Below are 17,005 nucleotides of genomic sequence, written 5' to 3'. Positions count from 1 at the left end.
TGCAAGATGAAAAGGATCATCATGGCGTTGTTGTTTGTTCTTGCGGGACGCGCTTTGTCTCAGACGCCGGCACCACAGAAGCCCGATTCCAGCAAGTGGGGGTGGAAACACTCGGTGGTTTCCGGCCTCACGCTGACCCAGGTCTCATTTAAGGACTGGGCACAAGGGGGCGAGGACGCTCTGGCTTGGACGATCCGAGTCGACGGGCTCTCGAAGCTTGAAGACACGGTGTACGTCTGGGGGAATACATATAAAATGTCATACGGCCAGGCGAAGCTTGGAAGCGAAACCACGCGCAAGACGGAGGACAGGCTGGAGTTTGAATCAGTGTTCACATACAAATTGGGAACCGAGGTCAATCCTTATCTTGGTGCGACATTGAAGACGCAATTTGCCGAAGGTGTTATGATCGATGGATTGGGAAAAACGACCCCTGTTTCGAAGTTCTTCGATCCGGCATACCTGACACAAAGCGCAGGGTTCGGGTACAGACCGTCGTCGATAATCAGAACGCGATTTGGAGCGGCTCTACGAGAGATTGTAACATCGGCGTACACAGTCTACGCAAACGACGCGTCAACGCCGGAAAACCAGCGTGTTAAAACGAAGATCGATGGCGGCGTTGAATCTGTGACTGATCTTGAGCTGAAGCTTGATGACAATCTCCTGCTTCGATCAAAACTGGAACTCTTCGCTCCCATTAAGGACTTTCAGCAGGTCACAATGAGGATGGACAACACGCTCACGGCAAACGTCAGCAAGTATGTTGTTGTCATTCTCAATATTCAGCTCATCAATGACTCGAAGGCATCGTCGAGATTGCAGGCGAAAGAGGTCTTGGCACTGGGGTTGAGCTACACGCTCTTCTGAGAATACGGCTTTACGCGAAGATGACCTTCATCCTTGCTTGCGCAACGGAGAAGGTCACCTTCAAGTGGCTCACGGTGGTGATGTTACGCCCGGTTCGCGCTTCCCAGGACGTTGACGATCTTGTGTTTGTACAGCTCTTTGAGTTGATCGCGTGCCGGACCGAGATATTTGCGCGGATCGAATTCCGCCGGGTTGTCCACGAACGTCTTCCGAATCGCTGCTGTCATCGCCAGTCTGCCGTCAGAATCAATGTTGATTTTGCACACCGCCGAAGCAGCTGCCCGCCGCAATTGCTCCTCAGGAATTCCCACTGCGTCTTTCAGCTTCCCGCCGTTTGCGTTGATACTTTTTACCAGCTCGGGCGGAACGGATGATGCGCCGTGAAGTACGATGGGGAAGCCGGGAATTCTCTTTTCGACTTCTTCCAGGATGTCGAATCGCAGCGGGGGAGGAACCAGAATGCCTTCAGGTGTCCGCGTGCATTGTTCCGGCTTGAACTTGTTCGCGCCGTGCGACGTGCCGATGGAAATCGCCAGCGAATCGACCCCTGTCTTCTTCACAAAATCTTCAACTTCTTCCGGTTTGGTATAGTGCGTAACGGCGCTTGAGACTTCGTCCTCGATGCCGGCCAGCACACCGAGTTCGCCTTCCACGCTCACGTCGTGCTTGTGTGCATACTCAACAACCTGCCTCGTCACTTCGACATTCTTGTCGTATGGATGATGCGAGCCGTCGATCATAACCGACGAAAAGCCGGATTCCACGCACGACTTGCAGAGTTCAAGCGTATCCCCGTGATCCAGATGCAGCACGATGGGAATTGCATAGCCAAGTTCTTTTGCGTAATCGACAGCCCCCTTCGCCAGATACTTCAGGAGCGTCTGATTAGCGTACTTACGGGCTCCACTCGAGACCTGGAGAATCACGGGCGACTTCGTCTCTACGCACGCCCCGATGATTGCCTGCAACTGCTCGAGGTTGTTGAAGTTAAAGGCGGGTATCGCATAGCCCCCCTTCACGGCTTTTTGAAACAGCTCTTTGGAATTAGTAAGACCAAGTTCTTTATAATGAGTCATTGCCTTCCCACTTTCAGTTGTTCATGCGTGTCGGATTCACAACTCGTTCCTGAGAGTCGCCGGAGCATGAACTCCGACTTCCCCTCATCAAGATACGAGAAAAATCCTAACAAAACTACTTTGAGCGTTTGAACAGATATTCTCCGAAATCAATGAAATCGGCGATTTTCAGTTTCATCTCATCGACGTCTCCGTCGGCATTCAATGTGAATGACACCAAGGTCTTCTCGGCCACCGGATCGCGCCATCGGGAAAGAAACGTATCGTACTGCCAGTGCTCGAGGTCCCCGATGTACGTCGGTGAGGCGCTCAATCGCACAACGAGCTTTCCACCTTCCTCGTTCACCGTTGCGTCACCGTACGTCGTGTTTGAATATTTCCCCGCATACCGGCTCAGGGGGATAGATGGCTGGGAATGGCGTGCCCGCGCCTTTTCTGCGACAGTGTCCTCCGCCGCGGCCTTCGCTTCCGCATCTGTCCGCACTTTGAGGTACAACGCGCTCCAATCTTCCGGCCTGGCTTTCAGGAATGCATCGAAGATGCGGTAGAGAAGCGCGGTGTGCAGGGACGTAACGTGCAAATTCGTGAGGATCACAACGCCGAGTTTCTCTTCGGGGAGCAAGCCAACAACAGAAGACATCCCGTCATCTTCGCCATAATGGCGCACGAAGAATCGGCTGCGGTATTCGCCGAGGCTCCAGCCGAGGCCGTATGCATTGAAACGTCCCTTGAGGAATGATGGAAGCGGAGGCTCAGGCGTGGAAGATGCAATGATGGTTTGAGGTGACCACATTTCCTCGCTGACTGCCGAACTGAAAATCTGCTTTCGCTCGAACGTGCCGTGACCCAGCTGCAGGCGGATCCAGCGAGCCATGTCGAGTACGTTCGAATTGATGCCGGCTGCCGGAGCGCCATTGTCCAGGTTCCGCCATGCGATCGCTCGGGTTTTTCCTCCGACTCGCATGTGAGGTGTGGCGATATCCCCGATTCCCTCCAGTGCTTTCACGCTGGTGCTTGACGAGTGCATTCCCAGTGGGACAAAAAAACGATCCCTCACGAATTCCTCCCACGGCTTTCCGGCCACGGCCGACACAACCTGTCCGGCGGCGATGAACATGATATTCTGATACGCGTATCGGCTCCGAAAACTCGTTGCTGGCTTCACAGAACGGATGCGCTTGAGAGTCTCCTCCCGGCTGTGGGTCGATCCCCACCAGATCAGATCCCCGCCGAATGCAGGGAGGCCGCTCCGGTGCGAGAGGAGATCCCGGACGGTGATCTCTCTGGTCACGTACGGATCGTACAATTGAAATCCGTCGAGATACTTCGTCACCGGATCGTCCCACCGGATTTTCTTTTCATCGGCGAGGATCGCAACGGATGCCGAGGTGAACGCTTTCGAGCAGGAAGCGATGCCGAAAATTGTTTTCTCATCGACCGCGGCGGTGCCTCCGATCTGACGCACGCCATATCCCTTGGCAAAGACAACGCTGTCGTTCTTTACTATGGCTATGGCAAGCCCCGGACATCCCCAGTCCTGAAGGGCCTTCTGAACGTACGCGTCGAATCCCTTGAGAGGGAGGCGTTGGGCGTGAACATCGAGGATGCCAATGCAGAGCATGATGAACAGCAACGCGATTCGGGTTGGGTTGGTTCGTTTGATCATTAGATTTTCCGATCTAGTATGAAAAGATCCAAGATTCTCAAATATCCGAACACACGAACCGCACTTATGAGTCAGTGCAGCGCATTTGGTCCCCATGAAATGTCTCGCTCGGTTCAAACAGTCCCCTCTGTGCGGTCGCTCGTGAGAAGGGGAGAGGGGATGGACTCGTCCGCCGTCATGTTGGGCGGAAGCGGTGTGTGCCTTAGTTGTTCGAGGCGCAGGTCAGAAACACACACCCCTCTGCTCCCCTCTCACCTCCCGCTTCCCCCAGCTCCAGAGGGGACGTCTCGTTCATTGAGTTGTTTCGGTCAGGCCGTGGGTGGCGGCTTTGATGTCGTATTGAGCCGTCAGGACTTGAGAGTGTTCTAGATTTCATCAGGCGACGGCAGGTTCTTATACCACGTGAAATAGAGAACAATCGTCACGACGATGCAAATCCCGGACCAGAGCAAGACCTGATCCCATTTCCTCAGGAACATGTAAAACGGAATGATTCCGAGCGTGAGCTGAAAGAGCGATGCGATGAAGCCGTTCATCAGGTCGATGGATGGCATCTTGTCGTTCACCGGTACGAGGCCCCGGCGTTCGGCTTCTAGCCGGATCGGTTTCCAGAATCCGAACGGGCGAACCTTCGCATAGAACTTCACAAGCAGTTCTGTGTCCGCCGGCTTGGTGAGAAACGTGGCGATTACCGTCAGCACGAATGATGCGATGACATTGACTGCGATGGCTGTGTGCGTGGGCCAGCCGGGAAACATGAGCTTCTGAGCGAGAGCGATGCATCCTGTCCCCGCCATGCTCCAGACGAAGGCTCGTGAGCCGAAGCGCCACCAATGCCAACGCATCGTCCCCGGGAGCAGGATCATGGTCAGGATCACGAAGATCATAAGCTCCCAGATGGAGATGATCTTGTCATACAGAAAGCTGAACGAAAACGCGAGCGTGACGGTAATGATGGATGCCGCCATGCCGAGACGGATGAGCTGCTTCTCGGGCATGTTCTTCGCGAAGTAACGCTTCAGGAAGTCGTTGAGGATCACCGAGCTTGTGACATTTACCATGGCGCTGATCGTCGACATCAGGGCTGCAAGGAGGACAGCCATGAAGAGGCCCGAAAGCCCGACAGGAAGTTTTTTGAGAACAAGCGGCATGATCTTTTCGGCATCAAAATCGGCGCTGGACCCAAGATAGAAGATGCCCAGGAAGAGAAATGAGCCTGCGAGGAACCATCGAAGCGTGTGTCCGACTGTCCACATTCCGGCTGCGAGCGATGCTTCACGCGGGTTCTTTGTAGTCAGGAAGAACGTGAAATCCCACACCACCGGTCCCGCGAGAATTTTGAACACGAGCCAGCTTAGTCCGGCAAGCATGATCGGTCCGAAATGATAATAGTGTAGGTGACTCTCGGGGGTTTGAGAAGCGTAGGAAGTCCAGAGCGTCCAGGAAGGGGCCAGGGTGCTCCAGGCCGGATCTTTCATAGCGAGGAGATTCGCTGTCTCCGGTATTTGAAACACCATCACCGTCAAAACGATCGTGCCGATGGCGATGAGCATGGTCTGGAAAATATCTGTGAGCACGACGCCGAAGAAGCCGCCAACGGTCACGTAAACGCCGACAACAGCGAAGACGAGAAATGTCGATGTCCCGCGTGAGAACGGGAGAAACTCCTCGGCGAATTTGCCCGTGCCGACTGCCAGGTAGATCAAATTAAACACCATGAGAAAGAGCAGGAACGTCGCGGTAGCGAGTCTCACGTATTCCGCCTCTCGTGTCTGGCCGAAGCGGGTTTCATTCCATTCGGCGAGTGTCATCACACCGGAGCGGCGGATATATTTCGCCTGAAAGGCCATATAGAACGCCATCATGAAGAAGCCCCAGAAGACGTGGGTCACCCAGACGGACTTCAGGCCGACATAGAACATCATGCCGATGATCACCATCGTTCCGCCGATATCGATGTAGCTTGAGCACCCGGAGAGCCCAAGCATCCACCATCGGATGCTCCGGTCGGCCAGGAAGTACGATTCAAGCCTCTTCACTGCTCTGCGCCGGACAAGAAATCCAAGTGAGAGAGTAATCAACATATAGACTGCAATGATGGTGAGGTCTATCGGATGGAAGTTCATTGTTGGGTGCCGGTTGTGAGGAGGGGAGGCACTGTGACGTGTGAGGCCAATGTAGATACTTGTCGGGCGATATTCAAGAAATTCGCGGGGTGTATCTTCAGCCCTGATCTTTCATCGCAGAGCCGCGGAGCACGCGGATGATCGCAGAGGGTTGAAAATAGAGGAAGATCTCCGCGTTTCTCTGCGAACTCAGCGCCTCCGCGTTGAAAACTAGTGTCAATGTGGGCCGATGCCAGCTTACGTCGCTGGTTGCGGGAGAGATTTTGAATGATTACTTTCCTTGCATCAGGACCATATGACAAGCCGCGAACGCATACGCAATATTATCGATGGAAAGCCGGCAGACCGCTGCGGGTTCTGGCTGGGAAATCCGCATCCCGACACACTGCCTATCTATCACAAGTACTTTGGCACCTCCACGCTTGAGGGGCTCCAACGCGCAGTCGGCGATGATTTCCGTTGGATCACGCCGCTCTTCATCGAATCGAGCTATCAGCATCCCGACGGGAAGGGGATCTTCGACCTGTGGAAATACAAGAAATACCTTGGGGAACCCGGTCCGCTTGCGGAGTGTGAGAGTCTGGACGAAGTGGAGTCGTACGACTGGCCGGACATCAAGTACCTCGACCTCACCGAATGCCTCCAGACCATGAACAACGCGGGTGAATTCTACCGGGCTGGTGGATTCTGGACGCCTTTCTTCCATAATGTGATGGATATCTTCGGCGCCGAGAATTATCTGACGAAGATGTACACGCATCCGGAGATTGTGCACGCCGTGACCGATCGGGTCTGCGGGTTCTACCACGCGGCAAACGGGCAGCTGTTCACGCAGGCGGGGGATTCGATGGACGGGTTTTTCTTCGGCAATGATTTCGGAACGCAGCGGGACCTGATCCTTGCGCCGGAGGTGTTCGATGAATTCGTTCTTCCCTGGTTTCGGAAGTTTACCGATCAGGCACACCGGCACGGTTACCAGGTCATCCTGCATTCGTGCGGATCGGTCCACCGCGTCATAGGCCGGCTCATCGATGCCGGCGTCAATTGTCTCCATCCGCTGCAGGCGCGGGCGGCGAATATGGATGCGCAGACGCTTGCCAGTGAGTTCGGCGGACGTATTGCATTCCTTGGCGGTATTGACACGCAGGATGTGCTGGTGAATTCCGGGCCGGAGGGAGTGAGGGCGGAGGTCCGGCGAATCAAGAACTTACTGGGGCCGCGGCTGATTGTGAGCCCGAGCCACGAGGCGCTGCTTCCCAACGTGCCGCCGGAAAACGTTGTTGCGATGGCAGAAGCGGCGCTGGAGTGAACGGCCTGTTGTTCTTCGACAGTTACACTGTCGAAGAAGGCCCATGCTGGAGTTTCACTCCAGGGAAACAGTGTCAACGCCCTGGCGATTATTCGGCAATGTTGTTCTTCGACAGTTGCACTGTCGAAGAAGGCTCATGCTGGAGTTATACTCCAGGATGAGCAACCTCACGAGCAATTCACTTCCCGCTGTCCGAGAGTGGAACTCTCGCATGAGGTCAGTCCGACAGTACAACTGTCGGACAACAGGAGAGGGCGGCGTTGGTAGACGAGTCGAGTTCAGGCTAGGATTGTTTTTCGTCAGCCCGCCTGCCCCAAAAAGCATGGTTCGGCAGGCTACACTGTCGAAGAAGGCCCAAGCCGGAGTTTCACTCCAAGAAATCGACCTTGATGATGGAGTTATCCCCTAGAGCATAGTTCCTCGCGCTTGAGAACTTCCAATCTTCAGGCCTTTCAACATAACCCTTGGTGACCGGATTGTTGTGTATGTACTCCAGCTTCTGTTCGAAAAAATGGCTGCTCTCGATCAATACGGGGTGACTTCCGCTTTGCCAGATCTTGTGTTCGTTTCCCCTATCCTCCCGTCTTGCAACCGTATGAAAGTACTTTAGCAAACGCCTGTTTCTTGCCTCTCCGAGAAGTTCTGAGATCCTCCAGGACGTGTGCCGTTTGTAATCTCGTATGATTGATGCCAGGTTACCTTGTGCGGCAGAGACTATGGAATGTACATGGTTTGGCATGACAACATATCCAAACAATCTGAGGCTTTTGTTCTCCTGGCAATATTTGAGCGAATCGATGATCGTCTCGAAGAACTCGGTTGATGTGAAAACGTACTGCCATCCGACAATGACGTCAGTGCAGAAGAAAAGGGAATTCGAATCATCGAATGTCCATGGCTTTTTCATGCCGGACTCACAGGGTGTGGGGCAAGGAGCGAGAGTGGAACTCTCGCATGAGGTTAGTCCGACAGTACAACTGTCGGACAACGTTTGCGACTTGGGGGAAGCGTCGTGGCAACAACCTGCTGTTCTTCGACAGCCCGCCTGCCCCAAAAAGCATGGTTTGGCGGGCAGGTTAGACTGTCGAAGAAGGCGCATGCTGGAGTTTTACTCCAGGGAAACGATTTCAACGACCTGGCGGTTGTTTGGCAAGGACCGAGAGTGGAACTCTCGCTTGAGTCGAGTCCGACAGTACAACAGTCGGACAACAGAAGATTGGGCTGACACCAAGAGTCTGTCGTTCTTCGACAGCCCCTGCCCAAGATGAAGGATCCGGTGGGCAGGTTGCACTATCGAAAAGGATCCATGCCGGAGTTGTGCTCCGGGAGATCAACGGCACGAATGGGTTTATCATCAAGATAGAGGTTCTGGTGATAGCGTGCTACTTGAAACGATTGACGCTTTGGGAAGGGCTAGAGAGTAGAACTCTCGTGTGAGTCGAGGATAAACGTTGTTGCGACGGCAGAAGCGGCGCTGGAGTGAACGGCCTGTTGTTCTTCGACAGTTACACTGTCGAAGAAGGCCCATGCTGGAGTTTCACTCCAGGGAAACAGTGTCAACGCCCTGGCGACTATTCGGCAAGGAGCGAGAGTGGAACTCTCGCATGAGGTCAGTCCGACAGTACAACTGTCGGACAACAGGAGAGGGCGGCGTTGGTAGACGAGTCGAGTTCAGGCTAGGATTGTTTTTCGTCAGCCCGCCTGCCCCAAAAAGCATGGTTCGGGCAGGTTGGACTGTCGAAGAAGACCCATGGCGGAATTCTACTCCGCTCATTGACTCTGGAAGAACTGCTTCGCAAAATACAAAAAGGGGCGCTGGAAGAGCAAGCCAGCGCCCCTTTGCACATTGAGCGATCTATTGTCAGTCCGGTCGCGGATCGGACACTGCTCCCCCCCCCTACACCATCGCTTTTCTCAACTTTCTCTTCAGTTTGTGTACTTCGTCCCGTATTGCCTCAAGTTTCTTGTAGTCCTTCTTTTCGATTGCTGCTCCCCGATCTTTCTTCAACGCATGGATCTTTGCCTTGATCTCGCCTTTATTCTGTACGACCGTGTGATGATGCGGGACCGTGACGCCGAGCGCTTTGCACAGGATCGGCAGCAGCTGCTCCTTGTGCATCACGCTGTGCCCCTTCAGTGATTCATCGTCGATGCCGTCGGCAATGACACGAAGTTGAATAGCCGTCATCTTGTGAAGCTCTTCATAGGTATGAGCCATGGTGCTTCCTCCTGATGGTTGGTGTGCATCGTTTCTCTTGGAGCGCGAAGTGTGATTGCGGTGTATCGTTCATGGGCCGTGGTGCGATATGATCCATAACGAGCGAGAGGAGGTGATTTCAAATGCGGTGCGGGGTCTCAGTGGAATGTAGAAAACACCGCTCAAAAAGGAAAGAGGGAAATCATCATTGATGACCGGACAAGATCGTCAATTCACGCTCTCTGCCAGGAAGTATCCTCCCGGGCCCTCGATCCTGAGAGGGCGGATCAGCGAAGGCTGGCACATTCTCCTGGTAATCCCTACCTCACAAGCTCTTTTCGAGGAATGCCATCGACAGTCTTCGGAAACGGGATGCCCATGAGACGGGCGATTGTCGGCGCAATGTCAACCGTCTGGGCCGGGTTTGTGATTCTGGCTGGTTTCATTCCCTTGCCCAGGAAGAGCATCGGCACATGTGTGTCGTACGAATAGGGGGTGCCGTGGGTGGTTCCTGTCGTTGATGTCGTGAAAAGGTAGTTCTTGCGCGGGAGGATCAAGAAATCCCTGCCTCGGGGCGGATAGTACCCTTTCTGATAATACCCGACGAACGGTTTGTTTCTGCTCGCCGGGTGCAGGATCTCGCGGCGGAAATAGACTCCGGCGATTCCGTCGATGCGCAGCAGTCCCTCTTTCACCCGTCGCTCCAGCGCAACAGAATCGACACCTGCCATTGAGGCCGCCGCATAGTTCAGGAAAGCGTTCGACTTGATAATGTGGTCCCTCGTCCCCAGCTCCCTCTGAAGTTTCTGATCAAGGGCTTCGATCTTCGGATAGACTTCTTTCCGAACGAGAACCCGCCGGCCCGTTGTGTGCTTGACGGATGATAGATACTCGGGCAGCGGCATCGCGGCATGGTCACCGCTCAACACAAAAAGAACATTTCCGGCGCCGACGATGTTCTCCATGTCCGCGAAGAACTCACCGAGCGCCCGGTCGAGCCGGATGATCAGATCGATCAACTCGTGGCTGTTGCCTCCATATGCATGGCCCACGTAGTCTGCGCACGAGAGGCTGATCGTGAGCAGATCGCTGACGCCGCGCTGGCCGAGTTGTTCCGACCGCACGGCCGCGCGCGCAAAATCGAGCACCATAGCGTCGCCAAACGGGCCCGACGGAAGCAGCGATTTCTTTTTCTCGCGCGGATAGGCATGCGGGAACGATGTCGAGCCGTCTGTTTGCTGCTCGCCCGGCAATTCATCCGGGCCGTACTTGGTGTACATTGAGTCAGGCAGAAGCTTCGTCCATGCATCGGGCAAGTTGTGCTGGACCCAATCTTCTTCATTGAATGTCTTCACCCACTCCGGCAGGTGGCGCACATAGTAGTCGGATGTCACCATATGCCCCGATTTCCTGTCGTACCAAAAGGCGTAGTCGGGATGCTGGCCGCTCATGAGGATTGCTGCCCTGTCCTTGATCGATGCCGATACCACTTTGGAGTGAGGAATGGCCTGTTTCCACCAGTCCCCCAGCCCCGTGACCATGAGCATACGCGGCGAGACTCCGCCCCCTTCTCCATCGACTTTTCCAGCTGACGAGTCCTGGACACAGTAGTCCTGACTGCCGGACTTGGGATCAAGCCACTCGTTCGAGAGAATCCCGCTGTGCGCAGGATATGCTCCGGTTCCAAGCGCAGCGTGGCCCGGGCCGGTTTCACTTGGAGCAAAGTTCAAGTCGGCGTTTGTGAAGACGGTTCCGTCTTTCAGAAACCGTTTGAATCCGCCAATGAATTCGGCCTTGTACCAATCAAGGTATTCAGCCTTCATCTGGTCGATGGAAATGTAGATGACGAGTTTTGGGCGTTCGGATGCCTCCGCCGCAATGACGGCGCTGGCAATCAGGATACTCAGGAACAACACGGCACGTTTCACAGGGTACAATCCCTCGGCTAGGAATGGGTGCATGTTTTTGCGGGTATGCATCTGTTCCAACATAACAAATTTCTCAGTATCTTGCGTTCCCAAACTAACTGTTTCCACACGATTCCCGGTCCATCACATCTATGATCTCCACACGATCCCGTACCGCAAGGTTGTTCACCTTCATCCTTACAACCCTCATCCTCGTTTCGCTGCCGGTTCTTACGCAGCCGAAACAGATTACGATTCTGCACACAAACGACATGCACGCCAGCTTCCTTCCGCACGAAGCGTATTGGGTACGGACGACTCCGAAACCCCTCGTCGGCGGATTCAATGAACTTGCGTTTACAATCGACAGCGTGCGGAAGACCAAATCCGCGACGCTTCTGCTCGATGCAGGCGACCTCATGACCGGAAACCCGATTACCGACCGCGTCTACAAGGGGGCGGAAGGGGGTGCCCTCGTTGAAATGCTGAACCTGATGGGATACGAGGGTTGGGAACCGGGGAATCATGATTTCGACATATCGTACGCAAACTTCCTGCAACTCGCTTCGATCGCGAAGTTTCCTGTGTTCACGGCAAACCTCGTCGATGAGAAGTCCGGTCTCCCCATCACACGGAAGGAATACGTCATCGTTGAGAAGAACGGGCTGAAGATAGGGGTCTTTGGAGTGATGTCGCAGGAGTATTACAGTCTCGTCAGCGTGAACAGCGCGAAGGGAGTGAAGCTGCTTCCGTATCTCGCCGAGGCAAAGAGGATGATCGACTTCCTCCGTCCACAGACCGACCTGGTGATTGCGCTTACGCACACAGGCGTCGATGACGATTCGGTTCTCGCCGCGAACGTCAAGGGACTGGATGTGATCATCGGCGGACACTCGCACACGCGGCTGAAGAAACCAAAGTATGTCAACGGTGTCATCATCGCCCAGGCGGGGTCCAACGCCGAGAACCTCGGCGTGCTCGACCTGACGATCGAGAACAAAACAGTGACACGATGGGACGGTAATCTGAATCAACTCTGGTATCATTCGGACCGGAGAACTGTCGTGACGGCACTCGTGGATTCCTTCAATACGGAGATCAAGCGGGAGTACAGTCAGGTTATCGGTACATGGGTGGCTGACCCGACCAGCGACCAGCCCGAAGCCGGCCTCGGCGCATTTCTCGCCGCCGCGCAGCGCGATGCGGCGCACGCGGATCTCGGGTTCATGAACAACGGCGGCGTCCGGAAAAAGCTTTCGCCCGGGCCCATCACCAAACAGGATCTGTTCGAGGTTCTCCCATTCAGGAATCTGCTGATGAAGTTCGATCTCACCGGAAAACAGGTCCAGACCATGGTGCTGCATTATCTCAACGGCCGTCCCGGCATCATCATTGCTGGCCTCTCGTGCGAATGGAAGAAAAGCGCGTCCGGTGACGTTGAGATTCTGAAACTCCTCATCAACGGAAAGCCGGTGGACCTGAATGCGACCTACACCGGGGCCGCAAGCGATTATCTGATGGGTGAAGCGAAGCGATATCTCGGGATTGACGCCCCTCAGCTTACCTATATGAACGAGACGGTGTTTAACGCGGTGGAGAAGAGAGTCCGCGAAATGAAAACTGTTGAAGCAAAAGCAGAGAGACCTTTCAAAGAAATCAAGTAGTCAATCATGGAGAGAGCATGAACAATTTTCCCATTCTGATCATCACGGGCCGACCTGCGGCCGGTAAGTCTGAAGTCATTGACTTCCTCAGGAAGGCGGATCCGAAGGAGCGGCTGGAGAGATTTCATATCGCGGATTTCGAAGAGTTGGATGATTTCGTCTACGTCTGGGAGACGTTCGAGATCGACGACATGCTCACCAAGCACGGCAAGCCGCGGATCTGGACGGATGAGAAATACTGGTTCAAAGACCATTTTATCTGGAACCTCTACATGGAGCGGATCAATCTCGAGTACAGAAAGAAACTCGCCCGCGATCCCAATTATCACGACAAGAAGACAACGCTTGTCGAATTTGCCCGCGGCGGCGATAATGGTATTCACGAGGCGTTGAGTTATTTGCATGAAGACATTCTCCGGCGTGTACACCTCATGTATATCAAGGTTTCGTACGAAGAGTCCGTCCGCAAGAACCATCGCCGCGCCCGCAAAGGGCAGGAGGATTCGATCCTGTTCCATTCTCTTCCCGACGAGAAAATGGACTTCTACTACAAAACCAATGATTGGGACAAGCTGGAAGCGAAAGACCCGAACTTCATCGAGGTGAAAGGTTTCAAGATCCCGTACGGTGTTTTTGAGAACATGCCGGAGAAAACGCTGGATCCGAAACTGATCGGGGAGGAGTTGGAAAGAGTAACGAAGAAGCTGTGGGGGGTGAAGAAATAGCTGTCAGCGTTCAGCAATCGGCAGTCGGGATTGACCTCTTTCTCAGGAAGAAAAAAAGGCGAGAGCTTCTGCTCTCGCCTTTTCGTTGATTGAACGCTGATGGCTGACTGCCAGCCGCGGTCTTCTTAGTGCCCCCCGCTCCCTTTCGGCACAACCTTCCAGAGCTTGATCATCAGAATCGCACCGATGAGCGAGAAGCCGATCATGCTTGGTCCCCACGCACCCCACCCGAAACGCTCGAGCATCCAGCCCATGCCAGACCCGACCGCAGCGCCGCCGATGTACTGCATGCCGTCGAACATCCCCGTGGCGCTTGCTGCTGCCTTCCTCCCGCCGAAGTCCATGGAGGCCGTTCCGGAAAGCATCGAATGAACCATGCTGATCGCGAAGGAGTTGACGACGAACGCTCCGATAATCCATTCAAGTCCCGGTGACCTCCAGATGATCGCCAGGCAGATGATCTGAAGGAAGTACCCGATGAAGGCCACGGGCGGCCTGCGCGACTTGAAAACCCAGTCCGAGATCGTGCCTGCAGCGAATGCCCCAAGAATGCCGGCGAGAACGACAACAAGCGCGCCTCCCTGGAAGATCCTCGATTCCAGCGTCAGGTGCTGGGCCTCGATCATATAGCGGGGGAACCACTGCTCGAACCCGTGCCGAACAAACCCGGTGCAGAACTCGGCCGCTGCAATGGTGAGCGTAACCGGATTCGTAAAGACCTTCTTCGCAAGATACTTGAAGTCGACTTTGTCCGTGTCGCCGCTCGATGCATCTGCCGTATCAAACGGTGGATGGCCGGCTTCCTCGGGCGTATCACGGACGAATTTGTAAGTAAAGATTCCCATGGTGAACATGATCACCGCGGGAATGAAGAACACCCACTGCCAGGGGAGCACGGTGACCGCAAAGCCACCGATCACGAAGATCAATGCTCGGCCGCTCTGGATCATTGAGCCGAAGATGGCGGAGAAGACTCCCCGCTCGCGAACGTGGAACCAGCTTGAGTTGACTTTGATGAGCGACAGCGCGCTGTAGGACTGAAAATACATGTTCAGCGCCCAGGCTGTGGCAAAATACCCGATCAGGACGGTGCCCGTTCCCAGAAACCCGATGTACGCTCCCAGGCCGAAGGCGATATTGAAAACAACGGCTCCGAAGACGCCAATGAGCATCGCCTTCCTTCCCCCGATCCGATCGGCAACCGGACCGTTGAACAACGCCGACACGCCGTAGATCGTCAGGGCGATCGATATGATCGAGCCAATCTGTGTCTTATCCCACCCGTAGGTATCGGAGAGGGCCTTGTTAGCGAACGAAAGATTGTATCGACCCATGTACATCGCAGCGTACGTGACGCCAAGGGTCAACCAGTTGATTGCCCTGCGGCGCTTGAACGCGGCACTGTGGACGGGGCGTTCTGAGGCAGTGTTCGGCATAGTGGATCGAGTTATGGCATTGTGGATGGGGGATCAGCCGAGAAGCTCGTGTGCTTTCGCCAGCACGTTGTCGACCGTGAAGCCGTATTCCTTGTAGAGCAATTCGTATGGAGCAGAAGCCCCAAAGCCGGTCATCCCGATAATGACGCCTTCATCGCCGGCGTACTTGTGCCACCCCATCGCGATCGAGGCTTCGATTACCAGCCGCTTCTTGACCGACGGCGTGATGACCGATTCGCGGTATTCTTTCGATTGCTTCTCGAAGAGCTCCCACGACGGCATGCTGACCACCCGCGCCGGCACCTGGTCCTTCACCAGCTGTTCGTAGGCTCCCATCACATACTGGACTTCGGAGCCGGTGCCAATAAGAATGATCTTCGGCGTCTTGGAGTTCTCAGCCAGAATGTAGGCGCCCTTGGACAAATTGTCTGCAGAGGCGTACCTGGCTTGGTCGATGATTGGGACTTTCTGTCTTGTCAATGCGAGTGCAACGGGTCCCGTTGTGTGCTCGATTGCGACTCTCCAGGCGGCAGTCGTTTCGTTTGCATCGGCGGGTCTGATGAACGTGATATTCGGGATCGCACGCAAGGCTGCGAACTGTTCGACGGGCTGGTGTGTCGGTCCGTCTTCGCCGAGGCCTATGCTGTCGTGCGTGAAAACATAAATCGGCCGGATGCCCATAAGGGCCGCCATCCGGATCGGTGGGCGCATGTAATCAGAGAACACAAGGAACGTCCCGCCGTACGGGATCATACCGTCGGTGAGCGCGAGGCCGTTCAGAATCGAACCCATGGCGTGCTCGCGGACGCCGAAGTGGAAATTACGTCCCGTGTAAACGCCTGCCTGGAATTCAGGAATGTCTTTGAGCATCGTGTTGTTCGACGGCGCAAGATCAGCGGAGCCGCCAAGGAGCGTCGGAAGGTGAGCAGCGATGGCATTCAGCACTTTGCCCGACGCGTCACGCGTCGCCATTGCTTTTGCTTCGATGCTGAAGGAGGGAAGAGCGTTCTTCCAAGCGTCTCCGTAGTTGCGCTCCCGGACGTGTTCCAACTCGCTCGCCAGGTCCTGGTGGGCGCGTCGGTAGTTGTCGAACATCGTTTTCCATAGCGATTCCCATTTCTTCCCCTGCTCCACGGCACGGCGGAAATGCTGCAGCGCCTCGGGCGGTATGAAGAACTGTTTGTCCGGATCCCATCCGAGTTTCCTCTTCGTCAGCCGGATTTCATCTTCGCCCAGCGGGGAACCGTGCGCTTCCGACGTATCCTGCTTGTTTGGACTTCCAAATCCGATGTGGGTCCGGATCTTGATGAGCGACGGGCGGTTCGTTTCTTCCTCTGCGACTTTGATCGCGTTCTGGATCGCGTCGACGTCGTTTCCATCCTCCAGGATCTGAACGTGCCATCCGTACGCTTCGAATCGCTTTGCCACGTCTTCGGTGAAGGCAAGCTTCGTGCTCCCGTCGATGCTGATGTGGTTGTCGTCGTACAGGTAGATGAGGTTTCCCAGCCGCAAGTGTCCCGCGAGCGAGGCTGCCTCCGACGAGACGCCTTCCATCAGATCGCCGTCGCCGACGATTCCGTAGACCCGGTACTTCACGACTTCAAAATTCGGCCGGTTGTAACGGGCAGCGAGGTATTTTTCGCCGATCGCCATCCCGACGCCGTTGGCAAAACCCTGCCCGAGAGGTCCGGTGGTCGTCTCAACACCGGGGGTCAGGTGATATTCCGGATGGCCGGGAGTCTTGCCCTTGTACTGCCGGAAGTTTTTTAGATCGTCCAGAGTCAGATCGTAGCCGGCGAGGTGAAGAAGGCTGTAGAGGAGCATTGAGCCGTGACCGGCAGAAAGGACGAAACGATCCCGATTATACCAATGTGGATTGCTTGGACTATGCTTGAGATGGCGGGTCCAAAGCACATAGGCCATGGGGGCAGCACCCATCGGCATGCCGGGGTGGCCCGAATTTGCTTTTTGGACACCATCCATGGACAATGTGCGAAGAGTGTTGATGCACAGTTGGTCGTTTGCTGTC

12 protein-coding genes are annotated in these 17,005 nt (G+C 55.0%); 4 read left to right on the top strand and 8 right to left on the bottom strand.

Annotated elements, in window-relative coordinates; translation table 11 throughout:
- Nucleotides 1-6 precede the first annotated feature (6 nt).
- Nucleotides 7-870 (top strand): DUF3078 domain-containing protein, encoded by an 864-nt coding sequence (locus NTU47_11760; GenBank protein MCX6134480.1) that lies wholly within the window; start codon nucleotides 7-9, stop codon nucleotides 868-870.
- An 83-nt stretch (nucleotides 871-953) separates the two neighbouring features.
- On the opposite strand, the gene NTU47_11755 is transcribed toward NTU47_11760, so the two are convergent.
- The 3 genes from NTU47_11755 to NTU47_11745 form a co-directional block, all read right to left on the bottom strand.
- A complete protein-coding gene (locus NTU47_11755) occupies nucleotides 954-1,946 on the bottom strand; it encodes a class II fructose-1,6-bisphosphate aldolase (protein ID MCX6134479.1) in 993 nt (330 codons plus the stop codon).
- Between the two features lie 115 nt (nucleotides 1,947-2,061).
- Nucleotides 2,062-3,612: a serine hydrolase gene (locus tag NTU47_11750; GenBank protein ID MCX6134478.1), complete on the bottom strand. Its 1,551-nt coding sequence runs from the start codon at nucleotides 3,610-3,612 to the stop codon at nucleotides 2,062-2,064.
- A gap of 365 nt (nucleotides 3,613-3,977) precedes the next feature.
- The gene (locus NTU47_11745; protein ID MCX6134477.1) at nucleotides 3,978-5,738 is read right to left on the bottom strand and encodes a hypothetical protein; all 1,761 of its coding nucleotides are present in this window, start codon (nucleotides 5,736-5,738) and stop codon (nucleotides 3,978-3,980) included.
- 295 nt (nucleotides 5,739-6,033) lie between these two features.
- On the opposite strand from NTU47_11745, the gene NTU47_11740 reads away from it, so the two are divergent.
- Nucleotides 6,034-7,047 carry a hypothetical protein gene (locus NTU47_11740; GenBank protein ID MCX6134476.1) on the top strand — a complete coding sequence of 338 codons (1,014 nt, stop codon included), beginning with the start codon at nucleotides 6,034-6,036 and terminating at the stop codon, nucleotides 7,045-7,047.
- A gap of 367 nt (nucleotides 7,048-7,414) precedes the next feature.
- On the opposite strand, the gene NTU47_11735 is transcribed toward NTU47_11740, so the two are convergent.
- The 3 genes from NTU47_11735 to NTU47_11725 form a co-directional block, all read right to left on the bottom strand.
- Nucleotides 7,415-7,954 (bottom strand): transposase, encoded by a 540-nt coding sequence (locus NTU47_11735; GenBank protein MCX6134475.1) that lies wholly within the window; start codon nucleotides 7,952-7,954, stop codon nucleotides 7,415-7,417.
- A 990-nt stretch (nucleotides 7,955-8,944) separates the two neighbouring features.
- A complete protein-coding gene (locus NTU47_11730) occupies nucleotides 8,945-9,265 on the bottom strand; it encodes a hypothetical protein (GenBank protein MCX6134474.1) in 321 nt (106 codons plus the stop codon).
- A 299-nt stretch (nucleotides 9,266-9,564) separates the two neighbouring features.
- Entirely contained in the window at nucleotides 9,565-11,205 is a 1,641-nt protein-coding gene (locus NTU47_11725) for an alkaline phosphatase family protein (protein MCX6134473.1), read from the bottom strand.
- Nucleotides 11,206-11,303: 98 nt separating this feature from the next.
- On the opposite strand from NTU47_11725, the gene NTU47_11720 reads away from it, so the two are divergent.
- Both NTU47_11720 and NTU47_11715 read left to right on the top strand, forming a co-directional pair.
- Nucleotides 11,304-12,815: a bifunctional UDP-sugar hydrolase/5'-nucleotidase gene (locus NTU47_11720; GenBank protein ID MCX6134472.1), complete on the top strand. Its 1,512-nt coding sequence runs from the start codon at nucleotides 11,304-11,306 to the stop codon at nucleotides 12,813-12,815.
- A 17-nt stretch (nucleotides 12,816-12,832) separates the two neighbouring features.
- Nucleotides 12,833-13,540, top strand: a complete 708-nt coding sequence (locus tag NTU47_11715) for a hypothetical protein (protein ID MCX6134471.1) — start codon at nucleotides 12,833-12,835, stop codon at nucleotides 13,538-13,540.
- A gap of 125 nt (nucleotides 13,541-13,665) precedes the next feature.
- Here the strand turns inward: NTU47_11715 and NTU47_11710 are convergent, their stop codons facing one another.
- Together NTU47_11710 and tkt are read right to left on the bottom strand one after the other, a co-directional pair.
- The gene (locus NTU47_11710) at nucleotides 13,666-14,976 is read right to left on the bottom strand and encodes an MFS transporter (protein ID MCX6134470.1); all 1,311 of its coding nucleotides are present in this window, start codon (nucleotides 14,974-14,976) and stop codon (nucleotides 13,666-13,668) included.
- A gap of 33 nt (nucleotides 14,977-15,009) precedes the next feature.
- Nucleotides 15,010-16,983 carry a transketolase gene (tkt, locus tag NTU47_11705; protein MCX6134469.1) on the bottom strand — a complete coding sequence of 658 codons (1,974 nt, stop codon included), beginning with the start codon at nucleotides 16,981-16,983 and terminating at the stop codon, nucleotides 15,010-15,012.
- Nucleotides 16,984-17,005 lie beyond the last annotated feature (22 nt).

It is taken from the genome of Ignavibacteriales bacterium, from assembly GCA_026390595.1.
In the GTDB taxonomy this organism is placed as follows: domain Bacteria; phylum Bacteroidota; class Ignavibacteria; order UBA10030; family UBA10030; genus UBA9647.
Note: the sequence above shows the minus strand (reverse complement) of the source record. Positions and strands in the feature narration are given on the sequence as shown.